Here is a 15368-nt window from a genome sequence, read left to right on the forward strand (position 1 = left end):
CGGGGTCCGGTCGGGGCGTGTGCTGTGCATCACAGCGTCCGTGTGACGCTCGACACGCACCGATCCTCGAACGGGAGAGCAGTACCCATGACCCAGACTCTCGAACCACCCGCCACCACCGACCGGTCGCCGCAGGCCCGGGTCGACGCCTGGCTGGCCGACTTCGAGCGCGCCCTCGCCGCTCGCGACGTCGCCGGCGTCGCCGCCCTCTTCGGGACCACCAGCTTCTGGCGCGACCTGGTGACGTTCACTTGGAACATCAAGACCGTCGAGGGCCGCGAGCAGATCACGGACATGCTCGGGGCTCGGCTGGACGACGTCGACCCCGGCGGTTTTCACACCACCGAGACCCCCGACGAGGCCGACGGCGTCCTGTCCGCCTGGATCGCGTTCGAGACGGCCACCGCGCGGGGGTCGGGCCACCTCCGCCTGCGGGAGAACGCCGACGGCGACCTCGAGGCCTGGACGCTGCTGACGACGATGCAGGAACTCAAGGGCCACGAGGAGCCCCGCGGGCACCGTCGGCCGATGGGCGCCGTGCACGGGTCGAACAAGGAGACCAAGACCTGGGCGGAACGACGCGAGCTCGAGGAGAAGGAACTCGGCTACTCGGTTCAGCCGTACGTGCTGATCGTCGGTGGCGGTCAGGGCGGCATCGCCCTCGGCGCGCGGCTGCGGCAGATGGGCGTGCCGGCCATCGTCGTCGACCGGAACGATCGGCCCGGCGATCAGTGGCGTGGACGCTACAAGTCGCTCTGCCTGCACGATCCGGTTTGGTACGACCACCTCCCCTACCTGCCCTTCCCGGACAACTGGCCCGTCTTCGCTCCCAAGGACAAGATCGGCGACTGGCTCGAGATGTACACGAAGGTGATGGAGGTCCCCTACTGGACCCGGACCACCGCCGAGTCCGCCACCTTCGACGAGGAGAGGAAGCAGTGGACCGTCGTCGTCGATCGCGACGGCGAGAAGGTGACGCTCACCCCGAAGCACCTCGTCATGGCGACGGGAATGTCGGGAAAGGCGAACATCCCGAACTTCCCCGGCATGGACGTCTTCCGCGGCGAGCAGCATCACTCGTCGCAGCACCCCGGCCCCGACGCCTACGTCGGCAAGAAGGTCGTGGTGGTCGGCTCGAACAACTCGGCCCACGACATCTGCAAGGCGCTGTACGAGACGGGCGCCGACGTGACCATGCTGCAGCGCTCGTCCACGCACATCGTCAAGTCCGACTCGCTCTGCGAGATCGCGCTGGGCGACCTGTACTCCGAGCGGGCCGTGCAGAGCGGAACCACCACGCAGAAGGCCGATCTCACGTTCGCCTCGCTGCCGTACCGGATCATGCACGAGTTCCAGATCCCCGTGTACCAGCAGATCGCGGAGAAGGACAAGGACTTCTACGACCGCCTCGCCGCCGCCGGCTTCCAGCAGGACTTCGGTGACGACGGCTCGGGGCTGTTCATGAAGTACCTTCGCCGCGGATCCGGCTACTACATCGACGTCGGCGCCTCCGAGCTCGTCGCGGACGGGTCCATCAAGCTCGTGAACGGCCAGGTCGACCACCTGACCGAGACCGCCGTGGTGCTCGCGGACGGCACCGAGCTCGAGGCCGATCTGGTGGTCTACGCCACCGGCTACGGCTCGATGAACGGCTGGGTCGCCGATCTGGTCGACCAGGAGACCGCGGACAAGGTGGGCAAGGTGTGGGGCCTCGGCTCGGACACCACCAAGGACCCCGGTCCGTGGGAGGGCGAGCAGCGCAACATGTGGAAGCCGACCCAGCAGGAGAACCTCTGGTTCCACGGCGGCAATCTGCACCAGTCACGCCATTACTCGCTCTACCTCGGGCTGCAGCTCAAGGCGCGGTACGAGGGCATCGACACCCCCGTCTACGGGCTGCAGGAGGTGCACCACCTGAGTTAGTCGGGGTCGTTCTCCCTCGGCACGGTGACGGGCCGCACCGACCGCTCGATGTCCTCGCGGTCGGGCTCGAGCCACGGCGGCAGCTTCAGGGCGCGGCCGAGCTCGAGCAGCGGCTCGTCCACGTCGAATCCCGGTGTGTCCGTAGCCACTTCGAGGAGGACACCACCGGGCTCCCGGAAGTAGATCGATGTGAAGTACTGCCGGTCGAGGATCTTCGTGACGTGGTGGCCGCGATCGACCAGGTGCTCGCGCCACAACTCCTGGGTGGCGTGGTCGGGGACCCGGAACGCGATGTGGTGCACCGTTCCTCCGGCCACCACCCCCGGCTCCCCGCGGGAGTCGGTCACCACGTCGACGAGGTGGCCGGGGCCGCCGGGGCCCGCCCGCAGCCGGGTGCGATCCGGCAGCTCGGACTCCACCCGCATGCCGAGGTCCTCGACGAGCGTCGCGACGGTCCGGTCCCCGTCCCCGACCGTCAGCACCGACGAGTGCTGACCGCGGATCGCGTGCTCCCCCGGCACCGACGCCGAGTCCCACGGGTTCCGCGGATCGACGACGCTCGACGCGACCAACTCGAGCCGCAACCCGTCCGGATCACGGAGCACCAAACGCTCCTCGTCCGAGGCCCCGGTGATCGTCGAGTCCACGCCCAGTTCGGCGAGATGCTCCTGCCACCACCCGAGGGATCCCTGCGGGATCGAGAACGCGGTGGCCGTCGACTGGCCCACACCGATCCGCCCCGTCGGCACCTTCTGCCACGGGAAGAACGTCATCAGTGTGCCGGGCGTGCCCGCCGAATCGCCGTAATACAGGTGGTAGGTGGACGGGTCGTCGAAGTTGACCGTCCGCTTGACCAAGCGCAGCCCCAGGACGGTGACGTAGAAGTCGATGTTGGTCTGCGGATCGTCGGCGATGGCTGTGACGTGGTGCAGGCCCTCGGTGCGCGGGATCATCGGATGCCGGCTGCTACTGACCGAGCCAGAGGCGCTTGCGGCAGACGGTCAGCATGGCCTCGGCCACGGCGGGATCGACGCGCACCGCCTTGCTCTCGAGAAGATCCTTGGCGCGCGTGAAGAATTGGGTGGTCGACAGGCCGAACTCGACCAGGATGTCCTCGGAGCGTCCGCCGCCGTAGGCGTACCAGCGTTGCAGAAAGGCGACCACGTGCTGGTCGTCCGGCGCCGGGAGGGTCTCGGCCGCCGGTGTCGCGCCGAGTGCTGCTGCTCGGGATGCGACAGGGAAAGGTGTACTCGTCACGGATGGAGTATTCACCATCGCTCCGACAGTCCGGTGTCGGTTCCGTGAACACGGTGCGCGCGTCGAAACGCCGTGGCCGTTGTTAGTGTCGGCGAATGGAACAGACGTATTCCTTCGCCGGTCACAGCCCCTCCGTCGCCGAGGATGCGTGGCTCGCTCCCGGTGCCGCCGTGATCGGCCGCGCCACCCTCGCGGCCCGTACGGCCGTGTGGTTCAACGCCGTCGTCCGTGCCGACGCCGAGACCATCTCGATCGACGAGGAGAGCAACATCCAGGACGGGTGCGCGCTCCACGCGGACCCCGGCGCACCGCTGACCGTCGGCAAGCGGGTGAGCGTCGGCCACAACGCCGTGCTGCACGGCTGCACCGTCGAGGACGACGTCCTGATCGGCATGGGCGCCACCGTCATGAACCACGCCCGCATCGGCACCGGCTCCATCGTTGCCGCCGGCGCGCTGGTCACCGAAGGCACGCAGATTCCGCCGAACTCGTTGGTGGCCGGGGTGCCCGGCAAGGTGCGGCGGGAGACCACCGAGCAGGAACGCGAGGCCATCGGCTTCAACGCCGCCGGCTACGTCGCGTTGATGGAGCAGTACCGGGGCTGACACTCGCCGGGTTCCTCCGACAACCAGCCCGCCGGAACGAGAAAAGCGGCTCCGGACGTGATGTCCGGAGCCGCTCGTCGCGTCGGGCTGACAGGATTTGAACCTGCGACCACTTGACCCCCAGTCAAGTGCGCTACCAAGCTGCGCCACAGCCCGCGGTCCTCGTGAAAAGGACCGTGCATCCCCTCTCGGGAACGGTGAAACACTACCTCAGGCGCGGCGCCGGAAGCCAATCGCCTCGCGGCCTCCGGTCACCCGCCTGCGGAGCTACTTCCGGCGCTCCCGCTTCTCCCGGATCCGCACGGAGATGCGAACGGGGCTGCCGTCGAAGTTGAACTCCTCCCGCAGCCGACGCTCGAGGAACCGCCGATAGCCGGCTTCGAGGAAGCCCGTGGTGAACAGCACGAAGGTCGGCGGCCGCGTCCCGGCCTGCGTCGCGAACATCACCCGCGGCAGGCGCCCGCCACGCATGGGCGGCGGGGTCGCGGCGACGACGTCCTTCAGCCAGGAGTTCAGACGGCCGGTGGGGATGCGCTTGTCCCACGAGTCCAACGCGGTCTCGAGGGCGGGCACCAGCTTCTGCACGGCGCGGCCAGTTCGGGCCGAGACGTTGACGCGCGAGGCCCACGGCACGCGCGCGAGGTCGCGATCGATCTCCCGCTCGAGCTGGTGACGTCGGTCCTCGTCGACCAGGTCCCACTTGTTGAAGGCGATGACCAGCGCGCGGCCCGCCTCGGCGACCATCGACAGCACCCGCAGGTCCTGTTCGGAGATGACCTCGGAGGCGTCGATCAGCAGGATCGCGACCTCGGCGGCGTCGATGGCACCGCGGGTACGCAACGAGGCGTAGAACTCCGCACCGCTGGCGTGGGTGACGCGCTTGCGCAGGCCCGCGGTGTCGACGAACCGCCACACCTTGCCGCCGAGCTCCACCAGCGAGTCCACCGGGTCGACGGTGGTGCCGGCGACGTCGTGGACGACCGAGCGCTCGTCGCCAGTCAGCTTGTTGAGCAGCGACGACTTGCCGACGTTCGGCTTGCCCACCAACGCCACGCGGCGCGGGCCGGCGACGCCGGTGCCCTCGCGCGGAGTCTCGGGCAGCACTTCGAGCACGTCGTCGAGCAGATCGCCGGTACCGCGGCCGTGCGTGGCGCTGACCGTGCGCGGCTCGCCCAGACCGAGCGACCACAGCGCCGCGGCCTCGGCCTCGGCGCGCTCGTCGTCGACCTTGTTGGCCACCAGGATCACCGGGGTCTTCGACCGCCGCAGCACGCGCGCGACGGCTTCGTCGGTGGCGGTGGCGCCGACGACGGCGTCGACCACCAACAGGATGGCGTCGGCGGTGCGCATGGCCAGTTCGGCCTGGCGGGCCACCGACTGCTGCATTCCCTTCGCGTCCGGCTCCCAGCCGCCGGTGTCCTGCACCATGAAGCGGCGCCCGGCCCAGTTGGCCTCGTACGAGACGCGGTCGCGGGTGACACCGGGGACGTCCTCCACCACCGCTTCGCGACGGCCGATGATGCGGTTGACGAGGGTCGACTTGCCCACGTTGGGCCGGCCGACGACGGCGAGGGTGGGGACGGCGAGCTCGGGCTCGTCACCCTCGGGTGCGTCGAGATCGACGTCGTCCCAGTCGGTTTCGTCGGTCCAGACGCCGTCGGAGGCGAAGACCTCGGTGACGTCGGTGAGGTCGTGGTCGCTCATGATCGAGCTCCTTGCAGGTCGTGGACCAGGCGCAGCAGGGCGTCGATGACGCCGTCCTTGGTCAGGTCGCTCGTGTCGACGGTGACGGCGTCGTCCGCGGGCCGCAGCGGCGACAGGGCGCGCGTCGAGTCCGCGAGGTCGCGTCGCTGGACGTCGGCGAGCACGCCGGCGTAGTCGTCGCCGCGGCCGTCGGCCACGTTCTGGTCGTTGCGCCGCGCGGCGCGGGTCTCCGCGGACGCGGTCAGGTAGATCTTGAGGTCGGCGTCGGGCAGGACGACGGTGCCGATGTCTCTACCCTCGACCACGACGCGGTCGCTACGCATCGCGATGTCCCGCTGCATCGCCACGAGCTTCTCGCGCACGGCGGGAACGGCGGACACGGCGGAGACGGCGGCCGTCACCTCGCCGCCCCGGATGGGTCCGGTGACGTCCTCGCCCGCAACCTCGACACGCTCGGTGGCCGGGTCGGTCCCGATCTCGAGCGGCAGCGACGCAACGGCTGTGGTCACGGCGTCGACGTCGGTGGAGTCGACTCCCTGCGAGAGCACCCACACCGTGGCGGCGCGGTACATCGCGCCGGTGTCGAGGTACGACGCGCCGAGGCGCGACGCGAGCAGTCGCGACACCGACGACTTGCCGGTTCCCGACGGGCCGTCCATCGCGACGATCAAACGCTCGGCTCCGGCGGCGCTCACAGTCCCACCGCCCCGTAGAGGCTGCCGACCTCGCCGCGACCGAGGACGCGGAGCGTGCCCGGTCGCTGATCGCCGAGGGCGACGGCGCCGATGTCGGTACGGACCAGGCGCCGCACCGGGAACCCGACCGCGTCGAAGAGGCGGCGGACGATGTGCTTGCGGCCCTCGTGCAGGACCACCTTGACCAGCGTGCGACCCTCGTTGACGTCCAGGATCGTGAAGGCGTCGACCTTGGCCGGCCCGTCCTCGAGCTCGACGCCGGCACGCAACTGCTTGCCGACGCTGCGCTCCATCACCCCGTGGACCGTGGCGAGGTAGGTCTTCGACACCTCGAACGAGGGGTGCATGAGCCGGTGGGCGAGGTCGCCGTCATTGGTCAGCAGGATCAGACCCTCGGTGTCGGCGTCGAGGCGGCCGACGTGGAAGAGCCGCTGCCCGGCCTGGACCCGCTCGGAGACGATGTCGCCGATGCAGGGGCGACCGAGGTCGTCGGACATCGTGGACTGCCAGCCCCGCGGCTTGTTGAGCGCGATGTGCACCAGGTCGGCCTTGACCACCACGCGGATGCCGTCGACCCGCACGACGGCGCTACCCGGGTCGACGCGCACGCCCTGCTCGGTCACGATGCGGCCGTCGACCTCGACGCGACCCTGCTCGATGAGTTCCTCGGCGGCACGGCGCGAGGCGACGCCGGCCTGCGCCAGCACCTTCTGCAGCCGCACCCCGTCCTCGGGCGCGACGTGGGGGCGCCGTGAGGTGTCGGTGTTCTGGTGCCGTGCCGGCTTGGCGTTGGAGATCGTCGGCGTCGCGGGAGTCGCCTTCTCGGGCTTCGCCTTGCGCGCGCCGGCCTTCGCCTTGCGGGGGTACTTCGCCCCGGTGGTGCGCGTCTCGGTCCGGCGGGTGTACGCCGCGGCGGCGACCTTCTTGTTGGGGCGCTTCTTCTTGCGTTCGGGATTGTCGTCCCGGTCCGGTGTGCCGTCACGGCGAGCGGAGTCTGTCACTGCGTCTACCTATTCGTCTGTCTCGGTTCCGAACTCGGTCGTCGGGTTCGGGTCGGCCCCGGCTCGGCGCTGTGCACGCAGAACCCGAGGGTCGCTGTCCATGCTGTCATTGATGTCGTCGATCATGTCGACGCCGGGCAGCAGCGGTGCCAGTTCAGGAAGATCGCCCAGGGACGACAACCCCAACCGTTCGAGGAACATGTCCGTGGTGACGTACTGCGTCGCACCGGAATCGGGATCGGGTCCCGCCTCGGCGATCAGTCCGCGGGCGAGAAGCGTCCGCATCACACCGTCCACGTTCACCCCGCGCACCGCACCGACCCGTGCGCGGGTAACCGGTTGACGATAGGCGATCACGGCGAGCGTTTCCAACGCCGCGCGCGTGAGCTTGGACCGGGCACCGTCGAGAAGCAGCCGTTCGACGTACGGCGCGTACTCCGTCCGGGTGTAGAACCGCCATCCGTCACCCACGAACCGCAGGTCGATGCCGCTGCCCCGCGCCGTGAAGTCGGCCGAGATCCGGGTGAGCAACGCCTCGATGCGGGGTCGGTCACATCCGGTCGCGGAGACCAGCTGTTCGACGGTCGCGGGGCTGTCGACCACCAGCAGGATGGACTCGAGGGCGCCGCGCAGCTCGACGTCGGTGAGCGTCTCGGCCGGCTGGTCGTCGGTCGGCTCGTGCTCCGGCTCGGTCATCCGTAGTCCTCCATGCGAGTGGTGTCGACGTCGTCCTCGTCGCCGGTCCACTGCACCTGCAGCGCACCCAGCGCCTCCGGCTGATCGAAGGTGACGGCCTTCTCCCGGTACAGCTCGAGCAGGGCCAGGAACCGGACGACGATCTCGACGGGCGCCGTGCAGTCGGCCACCAGGTCGGCGAACCCGGTCCACGCACCCGCGCCTCGCTCGCGCAGCATCGCCAGCACCGTCGCGGCGTGCTCGGCCACCGAGACGGGGGCCTCGTGCAGGTGGCCGAGTCCGACCGTCGGGACCTCGCGGGGACGAAACGCGGCGGCCGCGATGTCCGCGAACCGCGCCGGATCGACACCGAGCAGCACCTCCGGCAGCAGGCCCTCGAACCGCTCCTCGAGCGCCACCGACCGCGGGTACCGGCGCAGCGCCGCACTCTCGAGCTCGCCGAACAGCTGGGCCACCTGCTTGTACGCCCGGTACTGCAGCAGCCGGGCGAACAGCAGATCCCGCACCTCGAGCAACGCCAGGTCCTCGGCGTCGTCGACGTCCCCCGCCGGGAGCAACCGGGCGGCCTTGAGGTCGAGCAGCGTCGCCGCGACCACCAGGAACTCCGTGGTCTGATCGAGCTCCATCGCCGCACCGAGCTCGCGGGTGTAGGCGATGAACTCGTCGGTCACCACGTGTAGCGCCACCTCGGTGACGTCCAGCCGGTGCTGGCCGATGAGGGTGAGCAGCAGATCGAACGGACCCTCGAAGTTGTCCAGCCGGACCTGGAAGCGCGACCGCGTCGACCGCTCCGGCGGCGGGGTGTCGGGCCCCGCGGGCTCGACGGGCCCGGCCGGGGGCGCCGTCACCCGCGTGGCGCGGTGTCTCGGTGGATGACCTCGCGCGCCAGAGCTCGATATGCCTCCGCTCCCGACGATTTCGGCGCCCAAGTGGTGATCGGTTCGCCGGCCACCGACGTCTCCGGGAATCGCACGGTGCGGGCGATGACGGTGTCGAAGACCACGTCGCCGAAGACCTCCACGACCCGGTTCATGACCTCGCGCGAGTGCAGCGTGCGCGCGTCGAACATGGTCACGACGATGCCTTCGAGGGTCAGCCGCGGGTTGAGCCGGTCCCGCACCTTGTCGACGGTGTCGTTGAGCAGCGCGAGGCCACGGAGGCTGAAGTACTCGCACTCCATCGGGATCAGCACGGAGTCGGCGCACGCGAGGGCGTTGACCGTCAGCAGACCCAGCGACGGCTGGCAGTCGATGAGGACGTAGTCGTACCGGTCGAGAACGGGGTGGAGCACCCGGCCGAGCGTCTGCTCGCGGCCGACCTCGGTGACCAGCTGGATTTCCGCCGCGGACAGGTCGATATTGCTGGGCAGCAGGTCCATTCCGTCGACCCGCGTGCGCATGAGCACGTCGTCGATCGACACGCGCGGCTCGACCAGCAGGTTGTGCACGGTGAGCTCGAGTTCGTGGTGCGGAACACCGAGCCCGGCGGACAGGGCGCCCTGCGGGTCGAGGTCGACCAGCAGGACCCGTCGACCGAACTCCGCCAGCGACGCGCCGAGGTTGATGGTCGACGTGGTCTTGCCGACGCCGCCCTTCTGGTTGCACATGGCGATGACGGTGGCGGGGCCGTGCGAGGTCAACGGGGCCGGCTCGGGAATCGCGCGCGGGACGCGGCCGGTGGGGCCGAGATCGGTGCTCGGACCCGAGACGGCGGGCTCCGGCTCCGGTGCGCGCGTCCGGAACAACGCGCCGTCGTCGTGGGCCGTGGACACCCGCGCACCTCCCCTCGCCTCGTACGGACCGGTCACACGGGAACGCTACCGCGTGGACCGGTGGCGGCCGACGCGGACACGCTACCGAGCGCGCGGATGCGCTTCGGCCCACACCTCGCGCAGCGTCGTGACCGTCACGAGGGTGTAGATCTGCGTGGTGGTCACCGACGCGTGGCCGAGCAGTTCCTGCACCACACGCACGTCCGCCCCGCCGTCGAGGAGATGGGTGGCGAAGGAATGCCGCAGCGTGTGCGGGGACACCCTCGAGCCGATGCCGGCCCGCTCGGCCGCGGTCTGGAGCACCTGCCACGCGCTCTGCCGCGACAGCCGTCCGCCGCGGACGTTCAACATCAGGGCGGGGGTGCCGCGGGAGACGAGGGCGGGACGTCCGCGCACGAGGTAGGCGTCGACCGCGGACATGGCCGGTCGGCCGACCGGCACCACCCGTTCCTTCCCACCCTTGCCGCGCAGGATCACGGAGCGCGACACGGTGTCGATGTCGTCGACGTCGAGGCCCACCGCCTCCGAGATGCGGGCGCCGGTGGAGTACAGCAGCTCGAGCAGCGCGCGGTCCCGCAGACCGCGGGGCGTGTCGGACGACTCCCCCGCGGCCGCATCCAGCAGCGCGAACACCTCGTCGACGGGCAACGACTTCGGAAGGCGGCGGCCGGGTGCGGGCGGCTTGACCGCGGCGGCGACGTCCGTCTCCACGGTGCCCTCGGTCACCGCGAAACGGTGCACGCCGCGGACCGCGATGACCGCACGCGCCGCCGAGCTGGACGCGAGCGGCGGGAACTCGTCGGTGCCGACGCGCAGCGCCTCGACGAAGTCGCCGACGTCGTGCCGGGTGACGTCGGCCAGCCTCGTCCGCCCTCGATGGGCCAGGAAGGTCGCGTAGCGCCGCAGATCTCGGCGGTACGACGTCACGGTGTTGCGCGCCGCACCGCGCTCCACCGTCAGATGGTCGAGGTAGGCCTCGATCACCTCGGTCGGGCTGTCAGCCGCCATGGGCGCGGCGCTGCTCGAACGCCGTCGGACGGTCACGCCACGGCGCGTCGGCGGGCCGCATCGGGACGGACCGGGACCGCACCGCCGCGACGGCGAGGATGCCGGCGACCGCGGACGCGTTCACGATCTCCCCGGACAGCACCCGAGCGAGCGCGTCCTCGACCGACAACCGAACCAGCTCGATGTCCGCTTCCTCGTCGCGGGCCTCCGGACGATCGACCTCCGACAGGCCCTCGGCGAGGAAGATGCGGACGGTCTCGTCGGTGAACCCCGGTGACGCCGCGACGTCGACCAGCACCGAGAACGACTCGGCCGCCAGTCCGGTCTCCTCGGTCAGCTCCCGTCCGACCGCGTCGACGGGGTCCTCACCGGGCTCGTCGAGCAGCCCTGCGGGCAGTTCGATTAGCCGGCGGCCGAGGGGATGCCGGTACTGCTCGATCAGGACGATGCGGTCCTCGTCGTCGATCGCCACGACGGCGACGGCACCGTGGTGCTCGATCACCTCGCGCTCGGCCGTCCGGCCGCCCGGCATCGCGACACGGTCCCGCCGCAGGGCGAGGATCGCCCCCTGGTACTCGAGCTCGCTGCCCAGCACCTCGAAGTCGTGCCGCTCCGCCACGTCGCCTCAGGCCTTCGCGGTCGCGGTGGAGTCGGCGGCCTCGGCGGGCTTCGCCGGGTCGGCCGACGACGCGGATTCGACCGGCGCGGCGTCGCCGTGGACGTCGACGGGCAGGCGTTCCTCCGACTTGTACGCGAGCGCCGCCGCGATCAGTCCCGCGAACAGCGGGTGCGGACGGGTCGGACGGCTCTTGAGCTCCGGGTGCGCCTGCGTGCCGACGAAGAACGGGTGCGTCTTCTTCGGCAGCTCGACGAACTCCACGAGATGACCGTCGGGCGAGGTACCGCTGAACTGCAGTCCGGACGCCGCGATGCGGTCCCGGTAGCTGTTGTTGACCTCGTAGCGGTGGCGGTGCCGCTCCGACACCGACTCGCTGCCGTACGTCTGCGCGACCACCGAGCCCTTGGCGAGCGTCGCGGGGTAAGCGCCCAGACGCATGGTGCCGCCGAGGTCGGCCTCGCCGGCCACGGCCTGTTCCTGGTCGGCCATCGTCGAGATGACCGGCTGCGTCGTCTCCGGCTCGAACTCCGCGGAGTTGGCGTCGGTGAGTCCGACGGAGCGGGCCGCCTCGATGACCATGCACTGCAGTCCGAGGCAGAGTCCGAGCGTCGGGACCTTGTGCGTGCGGGCATGGGTGATCGCACCGAGCTTGCCCTCGATGCCGCGGATGCCGAAGCCGCCGGGGATGACGACGGCGTCGATGTCGGCCAGGGCGAGACGGGCACCGGCCGCGGTGTCGCAGTCGTCCGACTGCACCCACACCAGCTCCACCTTCGCGCGGTTCGCGAACCCGCCCGCGCGCAGCGCCTCGGTCACCGACAGGTACGCGTCGGGCAGGTCGACGTACTTGCCGACGAGCGCGACGCGCACCGTCTCGCGCGGCGAGTGCACCCGCTCGAGCAGCGTTCCCCACACCGACCAGTCGACGTCGCGGAACGGCAGGCCGAGCTTGCGGACGACGTAGGCGTCCAGCCCCTCGCCGTGCAGCACCTTGGGGATGTCGTAGATGGACGGGGCGTCGGGCGTGGAGATGCAGCCGTCGACGTCCACGTCGCACATGAGCGCGATCTTGCGCTTGAGACCGTCGGGCACGTCGCGGTCGGACCGCAGGATGAGCGCGTCGGGCTGGATGCCGATGCTGCGCAGCGCGGCCACCGAGTGCTGGGTCGGCTTGGTCTTGAGCTCACCCGACGGCGCGAGGAACGGCACCAGCGAGACGTGCAGGAAGAAGACGTTCTCCCGGCCCACGTCGTGGCGGACCTGACGTGCAGCCTCGAGGAACGGCTGGGACTCGATGTCGCCGACGGTGCCACCGATCTCGGTGATGACGACGTCCGGCGCCTGGCCCTGCAGGTCCGGGCCGCGCATCGCCAGGATGCGCGCCTTGATCTCGTCGGTGATGTGCGGAATGACCTGGACGGTGTCGCCCAGGTACTCCCCGCGTCGCTCCTTCGCGATCACGGTGGAGTAGACCTGCCCGGTGGTCACGTTGGCGTACCCGGAAAGGTCGCGGTCGAGGAACCGCTCGTAGTGGCCGACGTCCAGATCCGTCTCGGCGCCGTCCTCGGTGACGAAGACCTCGCCGTGCTGGAACGGGTTCATCGTTCCGGGATCGACGTTGAGGTAGGGATCGAGCTTCTGCATGGTGACGCGCAAGCCGCGTGCGGTGAGCAGCTGGCCCAGGCTCGAGGCCGTGAGGCCCTTGCCGAGCGACGACGCGACGCCGCCGCTGACGAAGATGTGCTTGATGTCGGCCCGCGTGTGAATGCGTGACTGCAAAGAAACTCCCGTGACGGTGCGACCCGATGGTGGCGCGGAACCGGTGAACGGTCCTGCTCATCGAGTGGTTCGGAATACGGCCGACCCACGGGACTTCACGGTAACACCTCCGCGCCCTGCGATGGGCCACCGCGAGGCGTGTCCACCGTCCCGGACCGCACTCGTCTACGGGGTCGACGCTCCCACCGTGACGGCCGTCGCACCGGGACCGGTGCCGTAGCGCCCCGATGCGCCGCCGAGCTGCTCCTGCAGAGCCAGGACGGTGGTGATACGCCCCGACACCCGATCGACGTCGTCGACGGTGCTGGTTCCGGCGGCGAGCGCGGAATCCGAGCGCACGACGGCAATCGGACCGCTCCCCGTCGCGGACTCCGGCCGACCCGCCAGGACGACGCCCGCACCGCGGCCGTCCAACGACCCGGCGAAGCGGGCGACGATGGCGCCCCGGTTGCCGTCGGCACCCGGGTCCTGCGCCGCTCCGGTCACGATCACGGCCAGCTGCGCGGGAGCCACCGCTCCGTCGTCGTAGGTGAGGAATCCGCCGCCCCGCAGCGTGTCGAGGGCCAGCGCGAGTTCGTCCGGCGTGCTCTGCGGCTGCGCCGAGGCCGGGTCGAGCAGCAGGACGGTCCCCAGCAGGTCGCCCGCGAGGCTGCCCTGGTCGACGGCGCCGGTCCGCAGCTGAGCACCCGCGGGCACGACGTTGGTCAGCCGGGTCCGCAGATCGTCGCCGCTGGCCGCGGAGACGAAGGCCTCGGTCAACCCGATGCGACCACTGATCCGGCCCCCGGCGTCCCCGATCAGTCGGGAAACGCCGTCGACGTCGGCAGGGTCGGCGTCCGGCGTGGTGATCACGACGACCGACCGGTCGGCGAGAGCGCCGGCGACGACCCGCGTGGCGACGGCGTCGTCGAATCCGTCGGCTGCGTTGAGCCGCTCCCCCAGGGCGTTGTTGGTCGACTCGAGGTCGTCGACCTGGCTCTGCAGGTCGTCACGGTCGTCGCGCAGGCCGGACAGAACGCGGCCGGACAGCAGCCCCGAGCCGAGGACCACCCCCACGGCCAGCGCCAGGAAGACCGCGATGAGCGAGACGGTGTGCTGGCGGAGCGAGATCACCGAAGCAGCCCCTGAACCCACAGTGCGAAGGAGTTCCAGGTGTCGATCGCCCAGTCGAGGGTGGCGCCGCTGCCGTTGGTGACCACGAGCGCCACGATGACGGCGACCAGCGCCGCGAGCACCAGCAGTGCCACGGCCGCGCCGGACACCCGGCTGCGGTACAGAGTGGCCATCGCCTTGGCGTCGACGAGCTTGGGTCCGACCTTGAGACGGGTCATGAAGGTCGACGGGGTGCTCGCTCGCTTGCCGGCGTCGAAGAACTCGTCCAGCGACGCGGAGCAGCCGACGGTGACGATCAACGAGGCGCCGTGGTGGTCGGCGAGCAGCAACGCCAGATCCGACGCCGTCCCGGTCGCGGGAAAGGTCATCGCCCCGATGCCGAGGTCCTGAATGCGTTCGAGGCCCTTCGCGTGGCCGTCGGAGTCGGCCGGGAGCACCACCTCGGCGCCCGACTTCAGCGTCCTGCTGCTCACGTCGTCGGGATCGCCGACGATGAGGTCGGGGCGGTATCCCGCGTCGGCGAGGGTGTCGGCACCGGCACCGACGCCGATGAGGATCGGCGAGTACTCCTTGACGAACGGTCGCAGCGCCTTGAGGTCGGCGACGTGGTCGGGCCCCTCGGCGACGACGACCACGTGCCGGCCCGCCATCGCGACGTCCACGTCGGGCACGCCCACACCGTCGATCAACAGCGGCGACTCGGTGCGAATGAACTCGATGGTGTTGCCGGAGAACGCTTCCAGGTGATCGATGAGACCGGACTTGGCCTCGATCATCCGGTCGGAGACGTCGGCCTCGGTCTGTTCGGTGCCCTCGGCCAGGACCCGCTCGCCCGTGTACACGGTGCCGTCGTGCAGGCGCACCTTGGCGCCGTCCTTGATCTTCTTGAGCGCGTCGGGGCCGGCCTCGTCGATGAGGACGATCCCGTTGGCCACGAGCACCTCGGGACCGAGGTTCGGGTAGCGCCCGGAGATGGAAGCCGACGCGTTGACCACGGCGGTGACACCGGCCTGCACGAGCTGGTCGGCCGTGATGCGGTCGAGATCGAGTTCGTCGAGAACGACGACGTCGCCCGGACCGACACGGCGCAGCAGCTTGGCCGTGGAGCGGTCGACGCGGGCGATTCCCGTGACTCCGGGAAGCGAGTCGTGACTACGCGAGAGCAGAGCCGGCATCTTCATGCGTTCGATGATGCGG

Annotated in this window: 15 protein-coding genes and 1 tRNA gene; 2 read left to right on the plus strand and 14 right to left on the minus strand. The window is 70.3% G+C overall.

Annotated features, from left to right (window positions below; genetic code table 11):
* Positions 1 to 87 precede the first annotated feature (87 nt).
* A complete protein-coding gene (locus A3Q40_RS09000) occupies positions 88 to 1923 on the plus strand; it encodes a flavin-containing monooxygenase (protein WP_068101552.1) in 1836 nt (611 codons plus the stop codon).
* Here A3Q40_RS09000 and A3Q40_RS09005 read toward each other — a convergent pair.
* Both A3Q40_RS09005 and A3Q40_RS20185 read right to left on the minus strand, forming a co-directional pair.
* A complete protein-coding gene (locus tag A3Q40_RS09005; RefSeq protein WP_068101553.1) occupies positions 1920 to 2876 on the minus strand; it encodes a ring-cleaving dioxygenase in 957 nt (318 codons plus the stop codon). The two genes, A3Q40_RS09000 and A3Q40_RS09005, sit on opposite strands and share 4 nt — an antisense overlap.
* A 13-nt stretch (positions 2877 to 2889) precedes the next feature.
* Complete coding sequence (locus A3Q40_RS20185) at positions 2890 to 3180, minus strand: DUF3263 domain-containing protein (RefSeq protein ID WP_235606532.1); 291 nt, start codon at positions 3178 to 3180, stop codon at positions 2890 to 2892.
* A 95-nt stretch (positions 3181 to 3275) separates the two neighbouring features.
* Here A3Q40_RS20185 and A3Q40_RS09015 point away from each other — a divergent pair, with 95 nt between their 5' ends.
* Entirely contained in the window at positions 3276 to 3785 is a 510-nt protein-coding gene (locus A3Q40_RS09015) for a gamma carbonic anhydrase family protein (protein ID WP_068101555.1), read from the plus strand.
* 82 nt (positions 3786 to 3867) lie between these two features.
* On the opposite strand, the gene A3Q40_RS09020 is transcribed toward A3Q40_RS09015, so the two are convergent.
* The 12 genes from A3Q40_RS09020 to steA form a co-directional block, all read right to left on the minus strand.
* Positions 3868 to 3941, minus strand: a tRNA-Pro gene (locus A3Q40_RS09020).
* A gap of 111 nt (positions 3942 to 4052) precedes the next feature.
* Positions 4053 to 5489 (minus strand): ribosome biogenesis GTPase Der, encoded by a 1437-nt coding sequence (gene der / locus A3Q40_RS09025; RefSeq protein WP_068101556.1) that lies wholly within the window; start codon positions 5487 to 5489, stop codon positions 4053 to 4055.
* The gene (cmk, locus tag A3Q40_RS09030; RefSeq protein ID WP_201133054.1) at positions 5486 to 6148 is read right to left on the minus strand and encodes a (d)CMP kinase; all 663 of its coding nucleotides are present in this window, start codon (positions 6146 to 6148) and stop codon (positions 5486 to 5488) included. Before cmk ends, der begins: the two co-directional genes overlap by 4 nt.
* A gap of 32 nt (positions 6149 to 6180) precedes the next feature.
* A complete protein-coding gene (locus A3Q40_RS09035; protein ID WP_082833842.1) occupies positions 6181 to 7185 on the minus strand; it encodes a pseudouridine synthase in 1005 nt (334 codons plus the stop codon).
* A 9-nt stretch (positions 7186 to 7194) separates the two neighbouring features.
* Positions 7195 to 7881, minus strand: coding sequence for an SMC-Scp complex subunit ScpB (gene scpB, locus A3Q40_RS09040; protein ID WP_068101565.1), 687 nt, complete (start codon positions 7879 to 7881; stop codon positions 7195 to 7197).
* Positions 7878 to 8729, minus strand: coding sequence for a segregation and condensation protein A (locus tag A3Q40_RS09045; RefSeq protein ID WP_068101568.1), 852 nt, complete (start codon positions 8727 to 8729; stop codon positions 7878 to 7880). Before A3Q40_RS09045 ends, scpB begins: the two co-directional genes overlap by 4 nt.
* Positions 8726 to 9625 (minus strand): ParA family protein, encoded by a 900-nt coding sequence (locus A3Q40_RS09050; protein WP_068105717.1) that lies wholly within the window; start codon positions 9623 to 9625, stop codon positions 8726 to 8728. The genes A3Q40_RS09045 and A3Q40_RS09050 overlap by 4 nt, the downstream gene beginning before the upstream one ends.
* Before the next feature lie 108 nt (positions 9626 to 9733).
* Positions 9734 to 10660: a site-specific tyrosine recombinase XerD gene (gene xerD, locus A3Q40_RS09055; protein WP_068101570.1), complete on the minus strand. Its 927-nt coding sequence runs from the start codon at positions 10658 to 10660 to the stop codon at positions 9734 to 9736.
* Complete coding sequence (locus A3Q40_RS09060) at positions 10650 to 11279, minus strand: NUDIX domain-containing protein (RefSeq protein ID WP_068101571.1); 630 nt, start codon at positions 11277 to 11279, stop codon at positions 10650 to 10652. The genes xerD and A3Q40_RS09060 overlap by 11 nt, the downstream gene beginning before the upstream one ends.
* 6 nt (positions 11280 to 11285) lie before the next feature.
* Complete coding sequence (locus A3Q40_RS09065) at positions 11286 to 13058, minus strand: CTP synthase (RefSeq protein WP_068101573.1); 1773 nt, start codon at positions 13056 to 13058, stop codon at positions 11286 to 11288.
* A 165-nt stretch (positions 13059 to 13223) separates the two neighbouring features.
* Entirely contained in the window at positions 13224 to 14171 is a 948-nt protein-coding gene (locus tag A3Q40_RS09070; protein ID WP_068101576.1) for a copper transporter, read from the minus strand.
* Positions 14168 to 15352: a putative cytokinetic ring protein SteA gene (steA, locus tag A3Q40_RS09075; protein WP_068105720.1), complete on the minus strand. Its 1185-nt coding sequence runs from the start codon at positions 15350 to 15352 to the stop codon at positions 14168 to 14170. The genes A3Q40_RS09070 and steA overlap by 4 nt, the downstream gene beginning before the upstream one ends.
* Between the last annotated feature and the right edge of the window lie 16 nt (positions 15353 to 15368).

It is taken from the genome of Rhodococcus sp. PBTS 1, assembly GCF_001620025.1.
In the GTDB taxonomy this organism is placed as follows: Bacteria; Actinomycetota; Actinomycetes; order Mycobacteriales; family Mycobacteriaceae; genus Rhodococcoides; species Rhodococcoides kroppenstedtii.

Excerpts from the sequence above, each read along its gene's own strand:
- A3Q40_RS09005 (WP_068101553.1), bottom strand. The coding sequence starts at position 2,876 with ATGATCCCGCGCACCGAGGGCCTGCACCACGTCACAGCCATCGCCGAC.
- der (WP_068101556.1), bottom strand. The coding sequence starts at position 5,489 with ATGAGCGACCACGACCTCACCGACGTCACCGAGGTCTTCGCCTCCGAC.
- scpB (WP_068101565.1), bottom strand. The coding sequence starts at position 7,881 with ATGACCGAGCCGGAGCACGAGCCGACCGACGACCAGCCGGCCGAGACG.
- cmk (WP_201133054.1), bottom strand. The coding sequence starts at position 6,148 with ATGGACGGCCCGTCGGGAACCGGCAAGTCGTCGGTGTCGCGACTGCTC.
- A3Q40_RS09015 (WP_068101555.1), top strand. The coding sequence starts at position 3,276 with ATGGAACAGACGTATTCCTTCGCCGGTCACAGCCCCTCCGTCGCCGAG.
- steA (WP_068105720.1), bottom strand. The coding sequence starts at position 15,352 with ATGAAGATGCCGGCTCTGCTCTCGCGTAGTCACGACTCGCTTCCCGGA.
- xerD (WP_068101570.1), bottom strand. The coding sequence starts at position 10,660 with ATGGCGGCTGACAGCCCGACCGAGGTGATCGAGGCCTACCTCGACCAT.
- A3Q40_RS09000 (WP_068101552.1), top strand. The coding sequence starts at position 88 with ATGACCCAGACTCTCGAACCACCCGCCACCACCGACCGGTCGCCGCAG.